At 67.8% G+C, this 20960-nt stretch carries 23 protein-coding genes and 2 pseudogenes; 15 read left to right on the forward strand and 10 right to left on the reverse strand.

Annotation, left to right across the window (positions count from 1 at the left end):
• Positions 1-99: 99 nt before the first annotated feature.
• Entirely contained in the window at positions 100-1020 is a 921-nt protein-coding gene (locus G3N94_RS17695; protein WP_124598498.1) for a dihydrodipicolinate synthase family protein, read from the reverse strand.
• Positions 1021-1270: 250 nt separating this feature from the next.
• Between G3N94_RS17695 and G3N94_RS17700 the strand changes: the two genes are divergently transcribed.
• From G3N94_RS17700 to G3N94_RS17715, 6 genes and pseudogenes are all read left to right on the forward strand, one after another.
• Positions 1271-2203 carry a 4-hydroxyproline epimerase gene (locus G3N94_RS17700; RefSeq protein ID WP_205793913.1) on the forward strand — a complete coding sequence of 311 codons (933 nt, stop codon included), beginning with the start codon at positions 1271-1273 and terminating at the stop codon, positions 2201-2203.
• On the forward strand, positions 2200-3327 hold the full coding sequence (locus G3N94_RS17705; protein WP_205793914.1) for an FAD-binding oxidoreductase: 1128 nt from the start codon (positions 2200-2202) through the stop codon (positions 3325-3327). Before G3N94_RS17700 ends, G3N94_RS17705 begins: the two co-directional genes overlap by 4 nt.
• Positions 3328-3438: 111 nt before the next feature.
• Positions 3439-3672, forward strand: coding sequence for a 2Fe-2S iron-sulfur cluster-binding protein (locus G3N94_RS17710; RefSeq protein ID WP_205793915.1), 234 nt, complete (start codon positions 3439-3441; stop codon positions 3670-3672).
• A pseudogene (locus G3N94_RS42410) lies at positions 3669-3797 on the forward strand (FAD/NAD(P)-binding oxidoreductase); the annotation flags it as partial. The gene G3N94_RS17710 and the pseudogene G3N94_RS42410, both read left to right, overlap by 4 nt.
• Positions 3787-3906: pseudogene (locus G3N94_RS42415) on the forward strand ((2Fe-2S)-binding protein); the annotation flags it as partial. The pseudogenes G3N94_RS42410 and G3N94_RS42415, both read left to right, overlap by 11 nt.
• Complete coding sequence (locus tag G3N94_RS17715; RefSeq protein WP_205793960.1) at positions 3903-5210, forward strand: FAD/NAD(P)-binding oxidoreductase; 1308 nt, start codon at positions 3903-3905, stop codon at positions 5208-5210. The pseudogene G3N94_RS42415 and the gene G3N94_RS17715, both read left to right, overlap by 4 nt.
• Before the next feature lie 50 nt (positions 5211-5260).
• Here the strand turns inward: G3N94_RS17715 and G3N94_RS17720 are convergent, their stop codons facing one another.
• Positions 5261-6205 carry a LysR substrate-binding domain-containing protein gene (locus G3N94_RS17720; protein WP_205793916.1) on the reverse strand — a complete coding sequence of 315 codons (945 nt, stop codon included), beginning with the start codon at positions 6203-6205 and terminating at the stop codon, positions 5261-5263.
• Positions 6206-6377: 172 nt separating this feature from the next.
• On the opposite strand from G3N94_RS17720, the gene gtdA reads away from it, so the two are divergent.
• The 8 genes from gtdA to G3N94_RS17760 all read left to right on the forward strand — a co-directional run bounded on the left by gtdA (position 6378) and on the right by G3N94_RS17760 (position 12922).
• Positions 6378-7436, forward strand: coding sequence for a gentisate 1,2-dioxygenase (gene gtdA, locus G3N94_RS17725; RefSeq protein ID WP_205793917.1), 1059 nt, complete (start codon positions 6378-6380; stop codon positions 7434-7436).
• Between the two features lie 84 nt (positions 7437-7520).
• Positions 7521-8219 carry a fumarylacetoacetate hydrolase family protein gene (locus tag G3N94_RS17730; protein ID WP_205793918.1) on the forward strand — a complete coding sequence of 233 codons (699 nt, stop codon included), beginning with the start codon at positions 7521-7523 and terminating at the stop codon, positions 8217-8219.
• 15 nt (positions 8220-8234) lie between these two features.
• Entirely contained in the window at positions 8235-8876 is a 642-nt protein-coding gene (gene maiA / locus G3N94_RS17735; RefSeq protein WP_205793919.1) for a maleylacetoacetate isomerase, read from the forward strand.
• 32 nt (positions 8877-8908) lie between these two features.
• Positions 8909-10132 (forward strand): 3-hydroxybenzoate 6-monooxygenase, encoded by a 1224-nt coding sequence (locus tag G3N94_RS17740; RefSeq protein ID WP_205793920.1) that lies wholly within the window; start codon positions 8909-8911, stop codon positions 10130-10132.
• A gap of 67 nt (positions 10133-10199) precedes the next feature.
• Positions 10200-11570, forward strand: coding sequence for an aromatic acid/H+ symport family MFS transporter (locus tag G3N94_RS17745; protein ID WP_205793921.1), 1371 nt, complete (start codon positions 10200-10202; stop codon positions 11568-11570).
• A gap of 123 nt (positions 11571-11693) precedes the next feature.
• Entirely contained in the window at positions 11694-12044 is a 351-nt protein-coding gene (locus G3N94_RS17750; RefSeq protein ID WP_205793922.1) for a metalloregulator ArsR/SmtB family transcription factor, read from the forward strand.
• Complete coding sequence (locus G3N94_RS17755; protein WP_205793923.1) at positions 12034-12468, forward strand: YeeE/YedE family protein; 435 nt, start codon at positions 12034-12036, stop codon at positions 12466-12468. Before G3N94_RS17750 ends, G3N94_RS17755 begins: the two co-directional genes overlap by 11 nt.
• A gap of 1 nt (position 12469) precedes the next feature.
• Entirely contained in the window at positions 12470-12922 is a 453-nt protein-coding gene (locus G3N94_RS17760; protein WP_205793924.1) for a DUF6691 family protein, read from the forward strand.
• A gap of 170 nt (positions 12923-13092) precedes the next feature.
• Here G3N94_RS17760 and G3N94_RS17765 read toward each other — a convergent pair whose 3' ends face one another.
• On the reverse strand, positions 13093-13425 hold the full coding sequence (locus tag G3N94_RS17765) for a hypothetical protein (protein WP_205793925.1): 333 nt from the start codon (positions 13423-13425) through the stop codon (positions 13093-13095).
• Between the two features lie 202 nt (positions 13426-13627).
• Here G3N94_RS17765 and G3N94_RS17770 point away from each other — a divergent pair, with 202 nt between their 5' ends.
• Positions 13628-15112 carry a PLP-dependent aminotransferase family protein gene (locus G3N94_RS17770; protein WP_205793926.1) on the forward strand — a complete coding sequence of 495 codons (1485 nt, stop codon included), beginning with the start codon at positions 13628-13630 and terminating at the stop codon, positions 15110-15112.
• Between the two features lie 62 nt (positions 15113-15174).
• Here G3N94_RS17770 and G3N94_RS17775 read toward each other — a convergent pair whose 3' ends face one another.
• From G3N94_RS17775 to G3N94_RS17805, 7 genes are all read right to left on the reverse strand, one after another.
• Complete coding sequence (locus G3N94_RS17775; RefSeq protein WP_205793961.1) at positions 15175-15450, reverse strand: hypothetical protein; 276 nt, start codon at positions 15448-15450, stop codon at positions 15175-15177.
• Positions 15451-15749: 299 nt separating this feature from the next.
• The gene (locus tag G3N94_RS17780; RefSeq protein ID WP_277398553.1) at positions 15750-15914 is read right to left on the reverse strand and encodes a helix-turn-helix domain-containing protein; all 165 of its coding nucleotides are present in this window, start codon (positions 15912-15914) and stop codon (positions 15750-15752) included.
• Positions 15915-16037: 123 nt separating this feature from the next.
• Positions 16038-16214, reverse strand: a complete 177-nt coding sequence (locus G3N94_RS43220; protein WP_346778707.1) for a hypothetical protein — start codon at positions 16212-16214, stop codon at positions 16038-16040.
• A 155-nt stretch (positions 16215-16369) separates the two neighbouring features.
• A complete protein-coding gene (locus tag G3N94_RS17790; protein ID WP_205793929.1) occupies positions 16370-17002 on the reverse strand; it encodes a type VI secretion system amidase effector protein Tae4 in 633 nt (210 codons plus the stop codon).
• A gap of 2 nt (positions 17003-17004) precedes the next feature.
• The gene (locus G3N94_RS17795) at positions 17005-17577 is read right to left on the reverse strand and encodes a PAAR domain-containing protein (RefSeq protein WP_205793930.1); all 573 of its coding nucleotides are present in this window, start codon (positions 17575-17577) and stop codon (positions 17005-17007) included.
• 314 nt (positions 17578-17891) lie between these two features.
• Positions 17892-19202, reverse strand: a complete 1311-nt coding sequence (locus G3N94_RS17800; protein WP_241021916.1) for a cytochrome c peroxidase — start codon at positions 19200-19202, stop codon at positions 17892-17894.
• An 86-nt stretch (positions 19203-19288) separates the two neighbouring features.
• On the reverse strand, positions 19289-20761 hold the full coding sequence (locus G3N94_RS17805) for a metallophosphoesterase (protein ID WP_205793932.1): 1473 nt from the start codon (positions 20759-20761) through the stop codon (positions 19289-19291).
• Between the last annotated feature and the right edge of the window lie 199 nt (positions 20762-20960).

A 20960-nucleotide genomic window follows, 5' to 3' on the forward strand; every position in this document is an offset into this window, starting at 1 on the left:
CTGGCGTCGGCGTGAGCGGGCCCGCGCGGGCCATGCCGGACCGGAAGCGGCAGCGGGGTGCGGGCCAGGGCCCGCGCGCCACCGCTGCGGGGAGGTCGATCAGAGACCGACGTCCGGCAGCGTCGGGCGCGTCTCGAGCGCCTTCGCGACGATCGCCTTCACTTCCGCGAGCGTGTCGCCCTGCAGTGCGAGGCGCGGCGGGCGCGTGACCGCGCTGCCGCGGCCGACCAGCTCTTCGCACAGCTTGATGCACTGCACGAGGTCCGGGCGCGCGTCGAGGTGCAGCAGCGGCATGAACCAGCGGTACAGCGCGAGCGCTTCGTCGAAGCGCTTCTGCTTCGCGAGGCGGAACAGCGTCTCGCCTTCCTTCGGGAACGCGTTCGACATGCCCGACACCCAGCCTTCGGCGCCGACGGCGATGCTCTCGACCACGACGTCGTCGAGGCCCGCGAACAGCACGAAGCGATCGCCGACCGCGTTGCGCAGGTCGATGAAGCGGCGCGTATCGCCCGACGAATCCTTGAAGCAGACGATGTTCTCGCAATCCTGCAGCGCGATCAGCACGTCGGGCGTCACGTCGTTCTTGTAGATCGGCGGGTTGTTGTAGACCATCACCGGCAGGTCGGTGCTCGTCGCGACTGCGCGGAAGTGCGCGGCGGTTTCGTGCGACTTCGCCGAGTAGACGAGCGCGGGCATCACCATCACGCCGTCGACGCCGACGCGCTGCGCTTCGCGCACGGTGTTGCGCGCGAACTCGGTCGTGAATTCGGCGATGCCGGCGATCACCGGGATCTTGCCGCCGGCTGCGTCACGCGCGGCTTCGATCACCTGGAGCTTTTCCGACGTGGACAGCGACGTGTTCTCGCCGACCGTGCCGCAGACCACGAGGCCCGACACGCCGTCGTTCACCAGGTTCTTCACCACGCGGTGCGTGGCGTCGATGTCGAGGGAAAAGTCCGGCTTGAACTGGGTGCTGACGGCCGGGAAAACCCCGGTCCACTTGATGGCGTTTCGGCTCACTGAAATCTCCTACGTTTGTATCGGTCGGCCGACGGGTGTCGGTGTGGTGACCAGTATCGCCGCGCAAACGCCCATCACGCTTGAGTCGTTTCCCGGAGCAAAATGACGAAATCGGCACAGTCGTCGAATGGTCCGCGGAAGGTGCCGCGCACTATGCCGATTTCGTCGTCGTCCTTATCGAAAACCCACAAGCGGGCGGACGCGCGACGGAGGAAGCTGTGCTCCTTTCCCCACTTTCGGACGACACAAGATGAAGCGCATCCAGATCATCGATACGCACACGGGCGGCGAACCCACGCGGCTCGTCGTGTCCGGTTTTCCTGCGCTCGGCAGCGGCTCGATGGCCGAGCGGCGCGACGTGCTCGCGCGCGAGCACGACCGCTATCGCACGGCCTGCATCCTCGAGCCGCGCGGCAGCGACGTGCTGGTCGGCGCGCTGTTGTGCGAGCCGGTTTCGCCCGACGCGGCCGCCGGCGTGATCTTCTTCAATAATTCCGGTTATCTCGGCATGTGCGGGCACGGCACGATCGGCGTCGTGCGCACGCTGCATCACATGGGACGCATCAACCCGGGCGTGCATCGGATCGAGACGCCGGTCGGCACCGTCGAGGCGACGCTGCACGACGACCTGTCGGTCAGCGTGCGCAACGTGCCGGCGTATCGTCATGCGAAGGATGTTGTCGTCGACGTGCCGGGCTACAGCCCCGTGAAGGGCGACATCGCGTGGGGCGGCAACTGGTTCTTCCTGATCAGCGACCACGGGCAGCGCGTCGCCGGCGACAACGTCACGGCGCTCACGGCCTATGCGTCCGCGGTGCGCGAGGGGATCGAGCGCGCGGGCATCACCGGCGCGAACGGCGGCGAGATCGACCACATCGAACTGTTCGCCGACGATCCCGAGCACGACAGCCGCAGCTTCGTGCTGTGTCCGGGCCTCGCGTACGACCGCTCGCCGTGCGGCACCGGCACGAGCGCGAAGCTCGCGTGCATCGCGGCGGACGGCAAGCTCGCGCCGGGCGTCGTGTGGCGCCAGGCGAGCGTGATCGGCAGCGTGTTCCACGCGAGCTACGCCGACAGCGACGGCGGCATCGTGCCGACGATCCGCGGCAGCGCGCACCTGAGCGCGGAAGCGACGCTGCTGATCGAGGATGACGATCCGTTCGGCTGGGGCATCGTGTCGTGAGCGGCGTGCAGACCGACGTCATCGTGATCGGCGCCGGCATCGTCGGCGCGGCATGCGCGCACGAGCTTGCGCAGCGCGGGCTGCGCGTGCTCGTGTTCGACGATGCGAGCGGCGGCGCGACTGGCGCGGGAATGGGGCACCTCGTCGCGATGGACGACAACGCCGCCGAGCTCGCGCTGAGCCATTACTCGATCGAGTTGTGGCGGGGGCTGAGCGCGCAGATGCCCGACGGTTGCGCGTATCGCAACTGCGGGACGCTGTGGCTCGCGGCCGATGCGAACGAAATGGACCTCGCGCGCGCGAAGCAGGCGACGCTGGCCGCGCATGGCGTGGCGGGCGAGCTGGTCGACGGCGCGGCGCTCGCCGCGCTCGAACCGATGCTGCGGCCCGGGCTCGGCGGCGCGCTGAAGATTCCCGGCGACGGGATTCTGTACGCGCCCGTGACCGCGAACTGGCTGCTGCAGCGCGTGCCGGGCATCGCGTTGCGCCGCGATAAGGTCGTCGCGGTCGACGGGCCGAGCGTGACGCTCGCGAACGGTGACGTGCTGCGTGCGGAACGCGTGGTCGTCGCGAATGGCGTCGCCGCGCGCACGCTGCTGCCCGAGCTGCCGCTGCGGCCGAAGAAGGGCCACCTGCTGATCACCGACCGCTATCCGGGGTGCGTGTCGCACCAGCTCGTCGAACTCGGCTATGCGGCGAGCGCGCACGCGAGCGACGGCACGTCGGTCGCGTTCAACGTGCAGCCGCGCCCCACCGGCCAGTTGCTGATCGGCTCGTCGCGCCAGTTCGACACCGAGGATCCGTGCGTCGAGCCGCCCGTGCTTGCGCGCATGCTGCGTCGCGCGGTCGGTTACTTGCCGGCGCTTGCCGACCTGAACGGCATTCGCTCATGGACGGGTTTCCGCTCGGCGAGCCCGGACGGCCTGCCGCTGCTCGGCGAGCATCCGTCGCGGCCGGGCGTGTGGCTGGCGGTCGGACACGAAGGGCTCGGCGTGACGACCGCGCCGGGCAGCGCGCGGCTAGTCGCCGCGCTGATGGCCGGCGAACGGCCGGCCATCGACATCGAACCCTATTTGCCGGGACGTTTCCTGACGACGTCTCCCGTAGCCGGAGCGCTGAAATGAAACGACCCCCACGCTCACTTCGTTCGCTGCCCCCCGCGGGGGCGGTCAGCCCCCTTGGGGCGGCCCCGCGGGGGCGGTCAGCCCCCTTGGGGCGGCCCGGCGGAGGCTGACATGATCATTCATCTGGACGGCCGCGCGCTGACGGTGGCCGACGGCGTGACCGTCGCGGCCGCCGTCGCGGCGAGCGGCGACGACACGACGCGCACGTCGTGCACGGGCGCGCCGCGCGCGCCGTTTTGCGGGATGGGCATCTGCCAGGAGTGCAGGATGACGATCGACGGCCGGCGCCGGCTCGCATGCCAGACGCGGTGCCGCGACGGGATGCAGGTGGAGCGCACGCGATGAAACACGAGATTCTGAGCGTCGACGTCGCGATCGTCGGCGCCGGCCCGATCGGGCTGGCAGCCGGGCAGGCGGCCGTGCAGGGCGGCGCGCCGCGCGGGATCGCAGACGACAACGCGCGCGCCGGTTTGGGGGATGGGCATCGGCCAGGGGTGCAGCATGGACGTCGACGGCCGGCGCCGACGCGACTCGCCGAAGCTGTGCCGCGACCGGATGCAGGTGGAGCGCACGCGATGAAACACGAGATTCTGAGCGTCGACGTCGCAAGCGTCGGCGCGGGCCCGGCCGGGTTGTCTGCCGCGCAGGCGGCCGTGCAGGGCGGCGCGTCGGTCGCGATCGTCGACGACAACCCGCGTGCCGGCGGGCAGATCTGGCGGCAGGGGCCGGGTGTCGCGTCGGATGGCACCCGGGCGGGCGGTGCAGCGCCTGCTCGGCTCGTCACGCCGCCGCCGGCCGCGGCCGAGCGTTTCAAGGTGCTGCACCACCCGAATGTGCGGCATCTCGCGGCGACGCGTATCGTCGCCGAATCGAGCCCCGGCACGCTGCTGCTGGAAGACGACGAGCGGGCACTGTTGCTCGAATACCGGACGATGATCCTGTGCTGCGGCGCGCGCGAACTGCTGCTGCCGTTTCCCGGCTGGACGCTGCCGGGCGTCACGGGCGCGGGCGGGCTGCAGGCGCTGATCAAGCACGGCCTGGACGTGCGCGGACAGCGGACGGTGATCGCCGGCAGCGGGCCGCTGCTGCTCGCGAGCGCGGCGACTGCGCGTGAGCGGGGCGCGCGGGTGCTGCATGTGCTCGAACAGGCGGCGTGGGCGGACGTGCTCGGCTTCGGCATCGGGCTGCCGCGCTGGCCGTCGAAGCTCATGCAGGCGGCGAAGCTGATGACGCCGGTCTATCGCGCGGATGCGCACGTCGTCGAGGCATTCGGCGACAAGCGGCTCGAAGGCGTGCGGATCCGGCAGGGCGGCCGCGACGTCGATGTCGAATGTGACCGGCTTGCGTGCGGCTTCGGGCTCGTGCCGAACACCGCGCTGCCGAGCCATCTCGGCTGCCGGATCGAGAATGGCGCGGTGGCCGTCGACGCGCACCAGCGCACGAGCCGCGCCGGGCATTTCGCGGCAGGCGAATGCACAGGCGTCGGCGGCAGCGAACTCGCGATGGTCGAAGGCGAGATCGCCGGCTGCGCGGCGACGGGGCAAACCGCGCGGCTCGCCGGGCTGGCCGAGCGACGCGCACGCTGGCAGGCGTTCGCGGATGCGGTGCGCGAGCGCTTTGCGATCCGCGAGGCGGTCCGCAAGCTCGCGCGGCCCGATACGCTCGTCTGCCGCTGCGAGGACGTGCGCTACGACGCGCTCGCGAACGAAGCCGGCTGGACCGCCGCGAAGCTGCAGTCGCGCTGCGGGATGGGCGCGTGCCAGGGCCGCGTGTGTGGCGCGGCAACGCAGGCGCTGTTCGGCTGGACGCCGCCCGCGCCGCGACCGCCGCTCGTGCCGGCGCGGGTGGGGACGCTGATGCTGGACGGGGGCGACGACGCGTAATGGCGACGCGTAATGCCGACGCGGCCCGGCGACGCCGGGCCGCATCTGCGTTACGTCTCCTTCATCTTTTCCCACCCGCCGACCTGCGGCGCCGCACATTCCCGCAAGCACGCGATCGCCGTCGCCACGGCCGCGCGATTCACGTTGTCGGGATGCCAGTACATCGACACCGAGCCGTAACCTTCGAGCTGCATCGGCAGGATACGGATCGCATTGAGTTGCGCGAAGCGCCGCGCGGCGCGGTGCGACGCGACCCCGAGCAAGTCGGTGTTGTTCAGCAGCGTGAGATTGAGAATCGATGAATTCGATTCGACGCAATGCGCCGGCGGCGTCCGCCCGGCTGCCGACAGCGCGGCCTCGATCGCATTGCGTACCGGTGTCCCCGGTGGCCACATGATCCACGAGTACGCGAGCACGTCGTCCCAGTCGAGCGCCGCTTTCCCGGCGAGCGGGTGATCGGGGCGCGCGACGAAGTCAATCGGCTCGACGTACAGCCGCTCGATCTGCAGCTGCGGGTCGTCATGCTCGGGGCTCGAACGGCCGACGACGATGTCCAGCTCGCCGCGCGCGAGCTGCGGCATCAACTGGATCATCGTGCTTTCGGTCAGCCGCACCTCCGCGCGCGGCATCTGCTTAAGCAACTGCGATACGGCGAGCGGCACGGTATCCGCCGCAGCGACGCCTGACGTGCCGATCGTCACAAGGCCGCTGCCGCCTTCGCGCAACGCCTCCATATCGTCGCGGGCGACGTCGAGATGCGCTTCGATCCGCCGCGCATGCTCGATCAGCGCGAGGCCGTACGCGGTTGGCCGCAGCCCGCGCGCGTGACGCTCGAACAGCGGCAGGCCGACATCTTCCTCCAGCTCCTTCAGCCACTTCGACAGCGCCGGCTGCGTCGTCGCGAGCGCCGCGGCCGACTGGCTCAGGTTGCCGGTGCTCGCCAGGCTCAGCAGCACCTGCAGGTGCCGCAGCCGCAGGCGGTGGGTCCAGTCCATCGTGCGCTCCTCGAGATGCTGAAGGTATATCCATAAATATATGGATTAGATGATTTCACCATTTTACCGGGTATGGCTCGGTCGAATATAAATCATGCAACGGATCGATAGATGCGATCCGGCAAACGACTGAAGCGCGCCGATTCCCCGTCGGCCGAACCAAGGAGACAGCATGTCCAGCCAACACCCGGACGCCTCGCGGGCAGCCTCGAGGTCAGCCTATTACGCGCGGATCGCGCAACAGCGGCTGACGCCGTTGTGGGAATCGCTGCACAACCTCGTGCCGAAAGAACCGCAGCCGAAGGCGCTGCCGGCCATCTGGAAATACGCGCAGATCCGCGATCTCGTGATGCAGGCGGGCAGCGTCATCAGCGCCGAGGAGGCGGTGCGCCGCGTGCTGGTGCTCGAGAATCCCGGCCTGCCGGGCAAGTCGAGCATGACGCCGAGCCTGTACGCGGGGCTGCAGCTGATCCTGCCAGGCGAGATCGCGCCGAGCCATCGGCATACGCAGTCGGCGCTGCGCTTCATCGTCGAAGGCAAGGGTGCGTGGACCGCGGTGAACGGCGAACGCACGACGATGCATCCGGGCGACTTCATCATCACGCCGTCGTGGACCTGGCACGACCACGGCAACCCGTCCGTCGCCGACGGCGGCGAGCCGGTCGTGTGGCTCGACGGCCTCGACATTCCGCTGATCGCGAACCTCGATGCGGGCTTTGCGGAGAACTATCCGGAAGCGACGCAGCCGATCAGCCGCCCTGAAGGGGACAGCTTCGCGCGTTTCGGGCACAACATGCTGCCCGTGCGGCATCGCGTGACCGATCCGACCTCGCCGGTGTTCAGCTATCCGTACGAACGCAGCCGCGAAGCGCTCGGTGCGCTGTATCGCAACGGCGAGCTGGACGCCTGCGACGGCGTGAAGCTGCGTTACGTCAATCCGGCCACCGGCGGCTGGCCGATGCCGACCATCGCGACCTTCATGCAGTACCTGCCGGCCGGTTTCCGCGGGCGCACGTATCGCAGCACCGACGCGACCGTCTACTGCGTCGTCGAAGGCCGCGGCACCGTGCACATCGGCGACGACGCGTTCGCGTTCGAGCCGCACGACATCTTCGTCGCGCCGTCGTGGGCGCCGGTGCGGCTGACAGCTGAATCGGAGAGCGTGCTGTTCAGCTACTCCGACCGGCCCGTGCTGTCCGCGCTGAACCTGCTGCGCGAGGTGCGCGACTGACGCGACCGCGTTCCGCATCGATTCGTTTGGCGCGCCGTCCCGGCGGCGCGCGGTCCTTCTTTTTACGCTGGAGCCTTGCCGATCATGACTTTCATTTTCCCGCCCGAAGCGCCGATCGCGCTTTCCGTCGCCGGCGGCGACGCGCAATTCGCGGTGCGCCGCGTCTACTGCGTCGGCCGCAACTATGCCGCCCATGCGCGCGAAATGGGCTTCGATCCCGATCGTGAACCGCCGTTCTTCTTCTGCAAGCCGGCCGATTCGGTGGTGCCGGTCGCCTATGGCGAAACACTCGATCTTGCGTATCCGTCGCAGACGCAGAACTACCATTACGAGGCCGAACTCGTTGCGGTGATCGGCAAAGGCGGTGCGGATATCCCGCTCGAGCGGGCGCTCGACCACGTGTGGGGCTACGCGGTCGGCCTCGACATGACGCGCCGCGACCTGCAGATGAAGATGCGCGAGATGGGGCGCCCGTGGGAAATCGGCAAGGCGTTCGACCGTTCCGCGCCGATCGGGCCCGTGCATCCGGCGAGCGAAGCCGGCCACTTCGAGCAGGGTGGCCTGTGGCTGACCGTGAATGGCGACACGAAGCAGAAGAGCGACGTGTCGCACCTGATCTGGTCGGTCGCGGAAACGGTCGCCGACCTGTCGAAATTCTTTCGGCTCGAGCCGGGCGACGTGATCTTCACCGGCACGCCGGAAGGTGTCGGCGCGGTGCGGCCGGGCGACGTGATGAAAGTCGGCGTCGAGCGTCTCGGCGAACTGACGGTACGCGTGGTCTGACCGGGGGAACGCATCATGCAGCTGCACGGTTTCTTCAACAGCTCGACGTCGTATCGCGTGCGCATCGCGCTTGCGCTGAAGGGCCTCGCGTATGACACGCTGCCCGTCAACATCCGCGTCGGCGAACATCGCGCGGCGGACTACGTCGCGAAAGTGAATGCGTCGGCGTCGGTGCCGGCGCTCGTCGACGGCGAATTCCGCGTCGGCCAGTCGCTCGCGATCATCGATTACCTCGACCAGCTCCACCCGGAGCCGCGCCTGGTCCCGCTCGAGCCGCAGCGGCGCGCGCGCGTGCTGGAACTCGCGATGCTGGTCGCATGCGACATCCACCCGGTCAACAACCTGCGCGTGCTGCGCTATCTGGACAGCGATCTGAAGGTCACGCCGCAGCAGAAGGCCGCGTGGTATCGGCACTGGATCGCCGACGGGATGGCGGGTGTCGAGCGCTTGCTCGAACGCGCGGACGCCGGCCCGTGGTGCTTCGGCGACGCGCCGACGCTTGCCGACGTGTGCGTCGTGCCGCAGGTCGCGAATGCGCTACGGATGGACTGCGACCTCGGCGCGTATCCGCGCAGCCTCGCGGTGTATGAGTACGCGCTGCGGCATCCCGCATTCGACGCGGCACAACCGCAGAGGCAACCCGACTACGTCGCTTGACGTAGCCGCTGAGCATGGGACTGGAGACACACATGAACAGGACAACGACAAACGGAACAACGGCAACGGGCAAGCACGTGCTCGTGATCGGCGGCGGCATCGGCGGACTCGCGGCGGCGCTCGCGCTCGCGCGCCAGGGCATCCGCGTGACGCTGCTCGAACAGGCCGCACAGATCGGGGAGATCGGCGCGGGCATCCAGCTCGCCGCGAACGCGTTCAACGCGCTCGATGCATTGGGGGTCGGCGAGACGGCGCGCAGCCGCGCGGTGTTCACCGACCGTCTGCAGCTGATGGATGCGCTCGACGCGAAAGAGATCGTCTGCATCGATACTGGCGCCGCGTATCGCGTGCGCTTCGGCAATCCGTACGCGGTGATCCACCGTGCGGACATTCATCTGTCGATCTACGAGGCGGTCAAGGATCATCCGCTGATCCGGTTCCGCACCAATACGCACGTCTGCGCGTTCGAACAGGACGCGAACGGCGTGACCGTCACCGACCAGCTCGGCGAGTGCTATCGCGCGCAAGCCGTGATCGGCTGCGACGGCGTGAAGTCGGTGATCAGGCAGGCGCTGATCGGCGATGCGCATCGCGTGACGGGGCACGTCGTCTATCGCGCGGTGGTCGACGTCGAGAACATGCCGGCGGATCTGCAGATCAATGCGCCGGTGGTCTGGGCGGGGCCGCATTGCCATCTCGTCCACTATCCGCTGCGCGGCGGGCGGCAGTACAACCTCGTCGTCACGTTCCACAGCCGCGAGCAGGAAGCGTGGGGCGTGCGCGATGGCAGCAAGGCGGAAGTGCTGTCGTATTTCGAGGGCATTCATCCGTTGCCGCGCCAGATGCTCGACCGGCCGACATCGTGGAAACGCTGGGCGACGGCCGACCGCGAGCCGGTCGAACGGTGGAGCGTCGGCCGTGCAACGGTGCTCGGCGACGCCGCGCATCCGATGACGCAGTACCTCGCGCAGGGCGCGTGCCAGGCGCTCGAGGATGCGGTCACGCTCGGCGCGGCGGTGCAGGAAACCGACGGCGATTTCGCGGCGGCGTTCGCGCTGTACGAACGCGTGCGGATTCCGCGCACCGCGCGCGTGCTGTACTCGGCGCGCGAGATGGGCCGGATCTATCACGCGAAAGGCGTCGAGCGGCAGGTGCGCAACGCGTTGTGGGTCGGGCGCACGCAGGACCGGTTTTACGACGCGCTCGACTGGCTGCACGGCTGGCGCGCGGAGGATTGCCTGAAGGTTGCCGCGTGACGTGACGCGAATCATGGCGGCGCGCGGACCTACGACACGCGCCCGCCTTCATGGAGGAGACACCATCATGGCCATGACGCCATCCATCGACGTGACCGAGTGGATCGACCGGCAGCGCGTTTCGCCGTTTCAGGCCGCGATCGTCGTGCTGTGCTTTCTGATCGTCGCGATCGACGGCTTCGACACCGCATCGATCGGTTTCATCGCGCCTGTCATTCGCGCGGAATGGAGCCTGTCGCCCGCGCAACTGGCGCCGGTGTTCGGCGCGGGGCTGGCCGGCCTGATGGCCGGCGCGCTCGTGTTCGGGCCGTTCGGCGACCGGTTCGGACGCAAGCGGCTGCTGCTCGCGTGCGTCGCGTGCTTCGGCGTTGCGAGCGCCGCGTCGGCGGGCGCGGGCAGCGTGCACGCGCTGATCGCGTGGCGTTTCCTGACGGGCCTCGGGCTCGGCGGCGCGATGCCGAACGCGATCACGCTGACGTCAGAATACTGTCCGGCGCGCCGCCGCTCGCTGCTCGTGACGACGATGTTCTGCGGCTTCACGATCGGCTCGGCGTTGGGCGGGCTCGCGGTCGCATCGCTGATCGAGCATGCCGGCTGGCGCACGGTGCTCGTCGTCGGTGGCGCCGCGCCGCTGCTGCTCGTGCCGGTGCTCGCGTGGCGGCTGCCGGAATCGGTGCGTTACCTGGTCGATGCCGGGAACTCGCCGGCGCGCGTGGCTGCGCTGCTGGCGAGGATCGCGCCGGACGACGGCCTGGCGACGGCATCGTTCGTCGCGCCGCGCGGCGGGCCGGCCGCATCGCCTTTCGGCCGCCTGTTCGGCGCGGACCTGCTGCGCGGCACGCTGCTGCTGTGGCTGACGTTCTTCATGAGCCTGCTCGTGATCTATCTGCTGTCGAGCTGGCTGCCGACACTGCTGCGCACGACCGGCGCGACGCTACAGACGGCGGCGCGCGTGACGGCGATGTTCCAGGTCGGCGGCACGCTCGGCGCGATCGTGCTCGGCTGGCTGATGGACCGCTTCGATCCGCATCGCGTGCTCGCGTGCAGTTATGTGGCGGCCGGCATGTTCGTCGCTGCGATCGGCGTACTCGCGGCAACGCCGTGGGGCGCCGCGCTCGCGGTGTTCGCGGCGGGATTCTGCGTGTCGGGTTCGCAGGTCGGCGCGAATGCGCTGTCCGCGACGTTCTATCCGACCGAATGCCGGACCACGGGTGTCAGCTGGGCGAACGGGATCGGACGCAGCGGCTCGGTTGTCGGCTCGATGGCGGGCGGGGCGATGCTGTCGATGGGGCTGTCGCTGCCGGCTGCATTTGCGATGGTCGCGGCACCGTGCGTGGTGGCCGCGCTCGCGGTGTCGGTGCTCGGCTCGGTGCGGGCAGCCGCTCGACTCGCCGGTCGTGCCGCGGCCGTGGGCGGAATGGCGGGCGAAGAAGCCTGAGCGGGAAGGGGAATGCGTTTGCCATGACACGGGGAGGCCGGGATGCGCATCAGGAGCAGGGCTCGATGACTAACAATATACAATTATATATAATGTCTGGAGGTAAATTGTCTTGCGTCCTCGATGAAACCCGATTCCACCTCTGCATCTCCGGACCCCGAGCAGATGCGCGCCGCGGCCGAATCGGCCTGCGCGCTGCTGAAGGTCCTGTCGAATCCCGACCGCTTGCTGCTGCTGTGCGAGCTGTCGCAACACGAATGCAGTGTCAGCGAACTCGAGGCGCGGCTCGACATCCGCCAGCCGACGCTGTCGCAGCAGCTCGGCGTGCTGCGGGACAACGCGCTGGTCCGCACGCGCCGCGAAGGCAAGAACATCCATTACTCGCTCGACAGTCCGGCCGCGATCGCGGTGATGGCCGTGCTGTACGAGCAATTCTGCGGCCCGGCTGCGAAGGGGAAGCGCGATGCAGCTTGATGTGTCTCATTTCACGCCGTGGCTGTCGCTCGCGGGCGGCGTGCTGATCGGGCTCGCGGCCGCCGCGTTCGTCGCGTTCAACGGCCGCGTCGCCGGAATCAGCGGCATCGTCGGTGGTTTGCTCGCGCGCCGTGCGGACGGGCGCGACTGGCGGTGGGCGTTCGTCGCGGGGCTGATCGTCGCGCCGCTCGGGTTGCGCGCGGCCGGAATCGGCGTGATGCCGCAGGTCGACGCGAGCTGGCCCGTCGTCATCTCGGCCGGCCTGCTGGTTGGAATCGGCACGCGTTACGCGGGCGGATGCACGAGCGGCCATGGCGTGTGCGGGTTGTCGCGCGGGTCGCTGCGTTCGCTGGTCGCGACGGCGACGTTCATGGCCGTCGGGTTTCTGACTGTGTTCGCGCGGCGGCACCTGCTGGGAGGCTGACATGGCTGCATGGTTCGCATTCGTTGCGGGGCTAGTGTTCGGCGGCGGGCTCGTCGTGTCAGGCATGGCCAATCCGCAGAAAGTCCTCGGTTTTCTCGATCTCGCCGGAAGCTGGGATCCGTCGCTTGCCTTCGTGATGGCCGGCGCGACGGGCGTCGGCGTGCTCGCATTCGCATGGGCGAAGCGCCGCACGCGGTCGTGGCTCGGCCTGCCGATGCAGTTGCCGACGGCGCGGGCGATTACCGTGCGCCTCGTGGCCGGCAGCGCCGCGTTCGGCGTCGGGTGGGGGCTGGCCGGGTTCTGTCCGGGGCCGGCGATCGTGTCGATCGGCTTCGGCTCGCTGAAGGGGATCGGGTTCGTCGTCGCGATGCTGGCGGGGATGGCTGCGTTCGAGTGGATCGAGCGGCGCCGAGCAGTGCCGAGCAGTACGATGACGGGCGAGCCGCGAGGCTGACGCGCGATCGTACGGCGTAGCGCGCGCCTGCGGGCCGGCTCTCATCGACGCTTCGGCGCGTCCGGGCTTCGGTCATGTCGAAGTGTCGGACGCGCACAAGCGTCAGGCATCGCACCACCGCGACATCCTGGCAGCAACCCGTCACGGGATCGGCACCGAACCCCGACGCATCAGGACGCCACCGTTCGTCGCTTCGGCAAGCATGCACGCAAAGCGCCGATCACCCCGCGCCATCCGGCGTGCGGCTCCGGCTCGACCACCGCCGTGCTCGCGGCCCCCGCACCGGTGGCCGCGAGCGACGCATGGCCGGCCGTTTCGATCGTCAGGCAATCACCGGCGTCGAGCACCCGGCGCATGTAGTGCGGTGCGTCCGGCAGCCAGTCGAGGCCACCGTGCCGGAGCGTGACGGCCAGCGCGCCGTCCAGCACGACGACCTGAGTGCCCTTGTCGAACCAGGCGAGGTGGCTTTGGCCGGCGTCCAGCCGGTAGTGTCGAGTCCGCATGGCGATTCCTTTTCCGGTTGCGCGCCTTCGCGTCCTGCGAGGCGATCGTATGTCGACAGGTTAGGGACGCCCGCCGATGCGCGACAGATTCAGGGGACGGGAATCTGTTGCGATGCAGGCATCAATTCACGCGGCTGTATCGGTCGGTTTTTCCGGAATCTGTATCTGGCATCCAGACAGCCGCGCGGGCACGATGGCCCGCATGAATCCTTCCCGCGACGCCTCCCGCCTGCATTTGCCGATTGCTGGCGAGCCGCTGTACGAACGGCTCGCCGAGCATTACCGACGCGTGATCGCCGCCGGTACGCTGGCGCCCGGCGACCGCATGCCGTCGGTGCGCGCGGTGATGGAGCAGCACGGCGTGAGCCTGTCGACGGCGATCCAGACGTTCCGACGGCTCGAGGACACCGGCTGGTGCCACGCGAAGCCGCGGTCCGGCTACTTCGTCCGACATCGCGCGGCCGCCGCGATTGAGACGCTGCGCGACAGCGACGCGCCGCCACTGATGTCGGTCGAGCCGCCGTTCGCGGGGCTGCACGAGCGCGTGTCGCGCGTGATCGATCTCGGCAACGCCGCGCCCGACGCGCTGAACCTCGGCGGCGCGTCGGCGTCGGCGGCGCTGTATCCGACGGCGCGCCTGCAGGCGCTCGCGATCCGGCAACTGCGGCACAAGCCGACGCTGCTGACCGATGCCGGGCCCGTTGGCGGCTCACCCGAGTTCCGGCAGGCGATGGCGAAGCGCGCGCTGTCGTTCGGGGTGACGGTGTCGCCGGACGACGTGATGTCGACGAGCGGCGGCGTCGACGCGGTGAACCTCGCGTTGCGTGCGGTCGCGCGCCCCGGCGACACGATTGCGATCGAATCTCCAGCGTTCTTCGGGCTGATCCAGTTGCTGGAGAGCCTCGGCCTGCGCGCGCTCGAAATCCCGGCCAGCCCGACGACCGGGCTGTCGATCGAGGCGCTCGAAGTGGCGCTGTCCGCGTATCCGGACATCAAGGCTGTCGTCGTCGTGCCGAACCTGCAGAACCCGCTCGGCAGCGTGATGCCCGACGACCGCAAGGCCGTGCTCGTCGCGCTGTGTGCGCGTCACGGCGTGGCCGTGATCGAGGACGAACCGTATCGCGAGCTCGTCGAAGCGCCGCAAGTCGTGAAGCCCGTGAAGGCCTGGGACCGCGACGGCACCGTGATCTACTGCCCGTCGTTCAACAAGGTGCTTGCACCCGGGATGCGGCTCGGCTGGATGAGCGCGGGGCGCTGGCATGCGCGCGTGAAGATGCTCAAGTTCGCGCAGAGCCGGCACAACGCCGCGCTGCTGCAGGCGGTGGCGGCCGAATTCGTCGGTTCGGGTGCGTTCGACCGCCATCTGCACCGGTTCCGCGAGCAGTTGCGCGTGCAGCGCGACGCGACGATCGACGCGATCGCGCGCCACTTTCCGGCCGGCACGCGGCTGAACCAGCCGCCGGGCGGCCTGATGCTGTGGGTCGCGCTGCCGGACGGCGTGCACTCGGAAGCGCTGTTCAATGCGGCGCTCGAGCAAGGGGTGCGCATCGCACCCGGCGCGATCTTTTCCAACACCGACCGCTTCGAAGCGTTCATCCGCGTCGGCTGCACGCGACCGTTCGACGCGCAGCTGGAAGCGGCATACGAGACGCTTGGCCGCCTCGTGCGCGCCGCGGTGGCTGTATAAACAGCCGCGCAGCGCGCCGTCGCGCAGCTGTGCCGTCGCACCGGCTCGGTCGGCAGGCAGGCTCAGCGGCTGGCGGTGTGGCCAGCGAGGTGCTGGCGGATCAGGGACAGATAGCGATCGCCAACCGAGAAATCGCGCACCGGCCGCGGCTGCGCCGTATGACGCAGCGTGGCCGGCGCACTGACGCCCAGGTACCGGCACAGGGCCGACGGATAGGGCTTGCGGGTGTGCCCGAGCTGTCGCGCCGCGCGCTCCACGCGCGTATCGCCGACTTGCGTACGGAGCCAGGCCAGCACTTGGCGATCGGTGTCGTTGACGATCCGGACCAGATGTTCCACTTTAAACAGGGACCCTTGTTGCATAAGGCTCTCCGGGATGCTCTCGTCGATAAATCGGGTCTGGCATCCACTCTAGCTACCATGAAAGGCCGCGCTGGAACTGGAGCCACCAACCAGTGCTGTCGACGGTAGCGCCCAGCTTTCGCCGCTACCGGAACTACTGGTTATTTATACAACTGGATATCCGTACAGTATTTTGAGCGGAGCGGGTTGTCAAGCGCAATGTCGGGCGTTGAAGGGGCTTAGGAGGGGGATGAGGCGGAAGGGGCGGCGCTCGGGCTCGAGCGCCGGGGAGAGGGTTAGGCTGCGTCTGTGCCGGCCATGATCGCTTCGACGCTTTCGGCGGTGATACCGCTGGAGCGCTCCCTGATCTTGACCCGTTTCAGCTTGCCCTTGTCGACGAGGCGGTAGACGGTGGTTCGAGAGATGCTGGTCATATCCATGACCGCGTTGATGCGATACAGCTTCTTAGGAGTGTGGTGGTTTCCCTGTTTCGACCTAGCGTGGTGGTCGCCAGAGTGCGTACGTTATGAAGCACTCTGGCACGTCGCAACACGATCTAGCGGACTATCGTATAGTCCTTGCCGTCAGCCTACGAGGCCCGAAGCTGGCACGGCATAGCTGGCGAGGTAGAACAACACGACGATCAACGTGCCAACGGCGAACACGATTCCCCATTTGCGATTCGACCACCGTTTGTAGGCGACCGCATTCAACACGCAGAACGCGAGGGCGGGCCAGAGCAGAAGTCCCAGCGTCGTCATCACAAAGACTGCATGAGGGCTGCAATGCTCCATGTCGTTGCAGCCCGTGGAATGTGAGGGAGGCGTTGGCCAGTGCATGTGGCTGAACGTGTAGACCGCTGCCCATGTGACCAGCAAACCCCACACGAAACCCAACGTCGCAAGCCCTATACGCTTCATTTCACTTCCCAAAAAAGGATTTCTTTCGAGTTGCCCAGGTCTGAGAATGCGTTGTCTCTTCGACCGCGAAACCATGACAGTGGGTTTTCCATCGACGTCATGCCAACACGGAAACGCAAAAACGACGCCCAAGAGGGCGTCAACGTGTCTTTGTTCCACAAATCGATGTGACCGCCGCTAAGGTTATCGGATGAATCGCCTTCTTGCCGCCAATAACCGAAAAAGTAGATGATCCCTGTTCGGCTTTTCACCTTGCTCTGCCAATCTGCACCGGTAATGTTCTCCGGTTTGCCCAGACCTAAGAAGGGTTGCAGCTTCAACCACTCGGCTAGTTCATAGGCACGAGTTGCCGTAGCCCTTCCGTCAAGTATGAGACGACCTAAGTCTTTCTTTCCGGGCATGGGCTTCACGACCTTCTGCGAAAACGACTTCATGTCGCTTCCAACGCTGTGAAAGGTGACACTCATGCGGATGGCGCACTGGTTCTCGTATTGACCGGTCGGATCGTCGTAGGGGTCTTTCTTGGGGTAGGCGTTCCAAAGCTCTTGAAAAGACAGAGCCTTCAGTTGAGCCGGCTTGACCGATTCACGAGTGTTGTTCGAGCGTACCTTCAAAGGTTTGTTCGGCATGGTCAAGCCTCATTTTGCTTAGCGATTGCGTCGTCACCCAAGTAGACCGTGTAGTCGTCAGGGCGGTGGCCGGTATGGACGCGCGGAAGCATGCCGCTCGCATCGAGGCGTCCTTGGAACACTCGACCATCCGCTGTTTCGATGTAGTAGGGGTAACCTTCCGGACCATCGAAGGTCACCTTTACTTGCTCGTCATATAACTCGACCAAGGTGGACGCAACGGCCCCCGCGGCGGCAATACCGGCAGCAGCGAAACCAGAAGAAACCTGCCGGCCGCTACCCCCTAAGTCGTCATCGCACCATGACTCGCCGCTGAGCGTTGCAATAATGCGCGGTGGCCGCGGGCATTTGCACATGACGATGTCGCCATCCAGGGCAACCTCCGCTATGAAGCTCAAGCGATAAGGTCCCCCTGACTTTGCGATGACGCCGTTGCTCTTACAGGCAGCGCAAAATGCTTGACCTCCAATCAAAGCGACTTGGTGGCCCATGAAGGTAAATGGTGGCCCGTCCGCAGGTAGAACGGTGCCACCACTGGACAAAACATCACCCACAGACGCGATTCTTCTTTTCATTTTTGGCCCTCTCAGAAAACCTAATCTTAGTCGCGTGGATGCGTAACTTATCTCAATAGTGCCGAGGGGCGCTATATCGTCTTTTTCAAGAACCAGTTGATCTTGTGAGGAAGGCCATGAGCCTTATGCAACCGAGGATGGCTTCCAGACTCCGGTAGCTGAGAGCTTCAACATGTCGCGAGCTTTTGCGCCAGTCAGGTCGACGTCGGCACAATCTCCGACCGAGAGCAGCAAACTGCCTTGGGACCACCAGATGAAGCCATCCGGTGCGGCGGCCGCAAGCAGGCCCGCAGCCGTTGGCCATTCGGACAGGGTCAGCGAGTCGGGGCGGGCGCGGCGGTCCTGGCGTGGGCGTCGGCGGCGTAGCGCGCGTCGGTCAGCGTGCCGAGGAATGCGACGAGGTCGTCGATTTCCGCTTCGGTCAGCGCGGGCGGAGTGCCGGGGCGGCGGTTCATCGGCGTCGAGTTGACGTTGATGTTGCCGCGGTACGCGGGCGGCACGTCGTCGAACGTCGCGGCGCCGTGATACCAGTGACGCGGATCGGTCGAGCGCGTGTTGTAGAACGCGACGGCGTCGCGCAGCGACGTGAACACGCCGTTGTGCATGAACGTCTGCTTCACCGCGACGTTGCGCAGGCCCGGCGTGCGCAGGTAGCCGCACCACTGGTCCGGCTCTGGCCAGCGCAGCCGGCGCGCGGTGTCGCACAGCCCGTTGTCGAAGTGGCGCGGGTCGCGACTGGCCGGCAGCGCGCGGTTGCGCGGCACGGCGATCGCGTCGTAGCCGAAATCGGTAAACAGTGAGCGTTCCGGGCGGCTCGACGTGTCGGATAGCGTATGGCAGGTCATGCAGTTGCCCTTGTCCGGATTCTTGAACAGCGCGAGGCCGCGCAATTCCTGCGGGGTGAGGGGCGTGCGGTTGCGCAGGTACGCGTCGAAGCGGGACGTGAACGGCGCCATCTCGTCGCTCTGCAGATACGCTTGAACCGCCGCGCCGAGCGCACGCACCATCTGCTCCGGATCGCGCCGCACGCTGTCGCTGAAGCGCGCGGCCAGCGCCGGCGCGAGTTCGGTCGCATCGACGTTGCGCAGCAGCGCGGCGGGCGAGCGGTTGTTCATCTCGTTCGGATCGAACAGCGGCCCGCGGACCTGCTCGGCGAGCGTATCCGCGCGGCCGTCGCTGAACAGGCCGCCGAACGGCGACGGCGCGGGCGCGTCGTCATCCTGGTAGAAGTGGCGGCGCGGCACGTAGCGCACATACAGCAGCGACGGCGCGTTGCGCTGGCTGAAGCGTCCGGGCTGGCTTCCTTCCGGCACGCCCGGGCCGGCGAGCGACGCCGCGGACAACGTCGGCGCGAACGCACGGCCGGGATCGTGGCAGCCCGCGCACGACATCCCGCGCGGCTCGGACAGGCGCGGGTCGAAGAAGATCCGGCGGCCGAGCGCGACGAGCGTCGGATCGGGTGCGAAACGCGCAGTCGCCGCGTCGACCTTGGCCGTGACCTGCGGCGTGCCGTTGCCGATCGTGCCGACGACGCGCGCGGGCGGCGCGCCGGGCAGCAGGTCCGTTTCGGAAGGCGCGGCGTGGGCCGGGAGCGCCAGGCCGGCGAATGACGCGAAGGCGAGCATGCGGACGGTGCGCCCGCCCGATTCTGTCATCGATATCCGTTTCCCGGCCGCACGCGAAAGGCGGCCGTCACGTCGAACCTCGTCACTCACGGTGCGATGAACCCCGTCTTGTCGCACGCGAGCGTCGTGCCCGACTGGTTGCACGACGCGAGCAGCTTGCCGGCCGCCGAATACGCGTGGAAGACCCAGCCCGTCGCCGGCGCCGGACGCCGCTCCATGATCAGGAAGCCGAAGCTGTTGTTGTGCGACAACCGGTCGATGACCGCGCCGGGCGCGGGCGTCAGGCCCGCCGGGAACGGGTCGGGCAGCGCGACGTCGAGGTTGTCGCCGGCGTTGCCCGACACGATCGTTGCCGGATGGCCGGACGCGAAGTTGATCGCCTGGAAGTCGTGCACGTGGCCGTGCAGTGCGACGTGCACGCCCGGCGGGTAGTACGCCTGCGCGTTGAGGCTCGACATCACCGACTGCAGCGCGAGGTTGCCCGGCGCGGGCGTGCTGCCCGCGATCGGCGCGAACGCTAGGATCGGGTGGTGGTTCGTGAAGATCGTCGTCGTCATGCCGGCCTTCGATGCGAGCGCGGCCACTGTCTGGAACTGCTTCTGGTAGATCTGGAATTGCGTGTCGGTCGCTTTTAGCGCGTTGCGGCCGACCTTCGCGCTGTCGAACACGATCACCTGCGTGCCGCCGCCGAGCGACACCGCATACGGTTCCGAATAGTTCGCGTTGCCGTCGTTGGCCGGATCGTTGCACGAACGTGCGCCGCTGTAGGGCTGCGGATCGAGGAAGCGGAACCAGCCCTGGCCGCCGCGCGCGCATTCCTCGTGGTTGCCGCGCACGACGACCCACGGCGCTTTCGCGAGCAGCGGCGCGGCGGGGCGGAACAGGTCCGCCTGCCACGTGTCCCAGCCGTAGCCCCACGGGCTGTCCTTGCAGCCGGCGATGTCGGGCGGGCACGCGTTCTCGCGGTAGTGGTAGTCGCCGACGTGCAGCACGAGATCCGGCGACAGCTTCGCGACGCTCGCGGCGATCGTCTCGAACGGCCAGACCGTCGCATCGTTGCACGCCTGCCACGCGTTGTCGGCCTTCTTCATCCGGCAGCCGGTGTCGGCGATGATCGCGACGCGCTGCGGCAGCGCCTTCGGCAGCGGCAGCGCGCGGCCCGCGACGCTCGCGCTTTGCGCGTCGGCCGGCAGCGTCGTCTCGCAGACCGACACCGGGAAGCTCGACGGCTTCGAATCGGCCGGGTCGCTGGCGGTCGGCCGCTGCGGCACGGTCGCGGCGCCCGCGCGCAGCGTCATCCGCGACACTTTGCCGTCGACCGAAAGTTGCGGGCACAGCGGATCGCTGGCCGATGCGGGCGCGTAGTTCGTGATCACGCGGGCGATCGCCTGGTTCGCGTCGCCGATTTCGACCCAGGCGGCCTGGACGTTGATCGGGGCGCTGGCCGGATCGGCGGGCGAGTCGATATGGTTCGAGCACGCAGACAGCGTCGCGAGGGCCGCGAGCGCCGCGAGCGAGGCAACGCGCGCGGACACGGCGCGCAGGAGGAGTCGTCGCATGGAGGTCACCGTTGAAAAGCCGTCAACATACGCAATACGAATGTAAGAAATATGAAGCCGGATCGGCAGGTGCGTGGCGGTGCGCTGCCGTCGACGCATTCTCCGCGAATTGCGGAGCCGCGTCTGGCGGAAGCAGCAACCGGTCGGAGGACGGACTCGGCGATCGCGTGCCGTCTGGTGCATCGGACGATCTCTTGAC

It is taken from the genome of Burkholderia sp. Ac-20353 (assembly GCF_017104785.1).
Lineage (GTDB): Bacteria > Pseudomonadota > Gammaproteobacteria > Burkholderiales > Burkholderiaceae > Burkholderia.

Excerpts from the sequence above, each read along its gene's own strand:
- G3N94_RS17745 (WP_205793921.1), top strand. The coding sequence starts at position 10,200 with ATGGCCATGACGCCATCCATCGACGTGACCGAGTGGATCGACCGGCAG.
- G3N94_RS17740 (WP_205793920.1), top strand. The coding sequence starts at position 8,909 with ATGAACAGGACAACGACAAACGGAACAACGGCAACGGGCAAGCACGTG.
- G3N94_RS17765 (WP_205793925.1), bottom strand. The coding sequence starts at position 13,425 with ATGCGGACTCGACACTACCGGCTGGACGCCGGCCAAAGCCACCTCGCC.
- G3N94_RS43220 (WP_346778707.1), bottom strand. The coding sequence starts at position 16,214 with ATGACGACGCTGGGACTTCTGCTCTGGCCCGCCCTCGCGTTCTGCGTG.
- G3N94_RS17770 (WP_205793926.1), top strand. The coding sequence starts at position 13,628 with ATGAATCCTTCCCGCGACGCCTCCCGCCTGCATTTGCCGATTGCTGGC.
- G3N94_RS17700 (WP_205793913.1), top strand. The coding sequence starts at position 1,271 with ATGAAGCGCATCCAGATCATCGATACGCACACGGGCGGCGAACCCACG.
- G3N94_RS17790 (WP_205793929.1), bottom strand. The coding sequence starts at position 17,002 with ATGCCGAACAAACCTTTGAAGGTACGCTCGAACAACACTCGTGAATCG.
- G3N94_RS17800 (WP_241021916.1), bottom strand. The coding sequence starts at position 19,202 with ATGCTCGCCTTCGCGTCATTCGCCGGCCTGGCGCTCCCGGCCCACGCC.
- G3N94_RS17750 (WP_205793922.1), top strand. The coding sequence starts at position 11,694 with ATGAAACCCGATTCCACCTCTGCATCTCCGGACCCCGAGCAGATGCGC.
- G3N94_RS17715 (WP_205793960.1), top strand. The coding sequence starts at position 3,903 with ATGAAACACGAGATTCTGAGCGTCGACGTCGCAAGCGTCGGCGCGGGC.
- G3N94_RS17795 (WP_205793930.1), bottom strand. The coding sequence starts at position 17,577 with ATGAAAAGAAGAATCGCGTCTGTGGGTGATGTTTTGTCCAGTGGTGGC.
- G3N94_RS17805 (WP_205793932.1), bottom strand. The coding sequence starts at position 20,761 with ATGCGACGACTCCTCCTGCGCGCCGTGTCCGCGCGCGTTGCCTCGCTC.
- gtdA (WP_205793917.1), top strand. The coding sequence starts at position 6,378 with ATGTCCAGCCAACACCCGGACGCCTCGCGGGCAGCCTCGAGGTCAGCC.
- G3N94_RS17710 (WP_205793915.1), top strand. The coding sequence starts at position 3,439 with ATGATCATTCATCTGGACGGCCGCGCGCTGACGGTGGCCGACGGCGTG.
- G3N94_RS17760 (WP_205793924.1), top strand. The coding sequence starts at position 12,470 with ATGGCTGCATGGTTCGCATTCGTTGCGGGGCTAGTGTTCGGCGGCGGG.
- maiA (WP_205793919.1), top strand. The coding sequence starts at position 8,235 with ATGCAGCTGCACGGTTTCTTCAACAGCTCGACGTCGTATCGCGTGCGC.
- G3N94_RS17720 (WP_205793916.1), bottom strand. The coding sequence starts at position 6,205 with ATGGACTGGACCCACCGCCTGCGGCTGCGGCACCTGCAGGTGCTGCTG.
- G3N94_RS17730 (WP_205793918.1), top strand. The coding sequence starts at position 7,521 with ATGACTTTCATTTTCCCGCCCGAAGCGCCGATCGCGCTTTCCGTCGCC.
- G3N94_RS17755 (WP_205793923.1), top strand. The coding sequence starts at position 12,034 with ATGCAGCTTGATGTGTCTCATTTCACGCCGTGGCTGTCGCTCGCGGGC.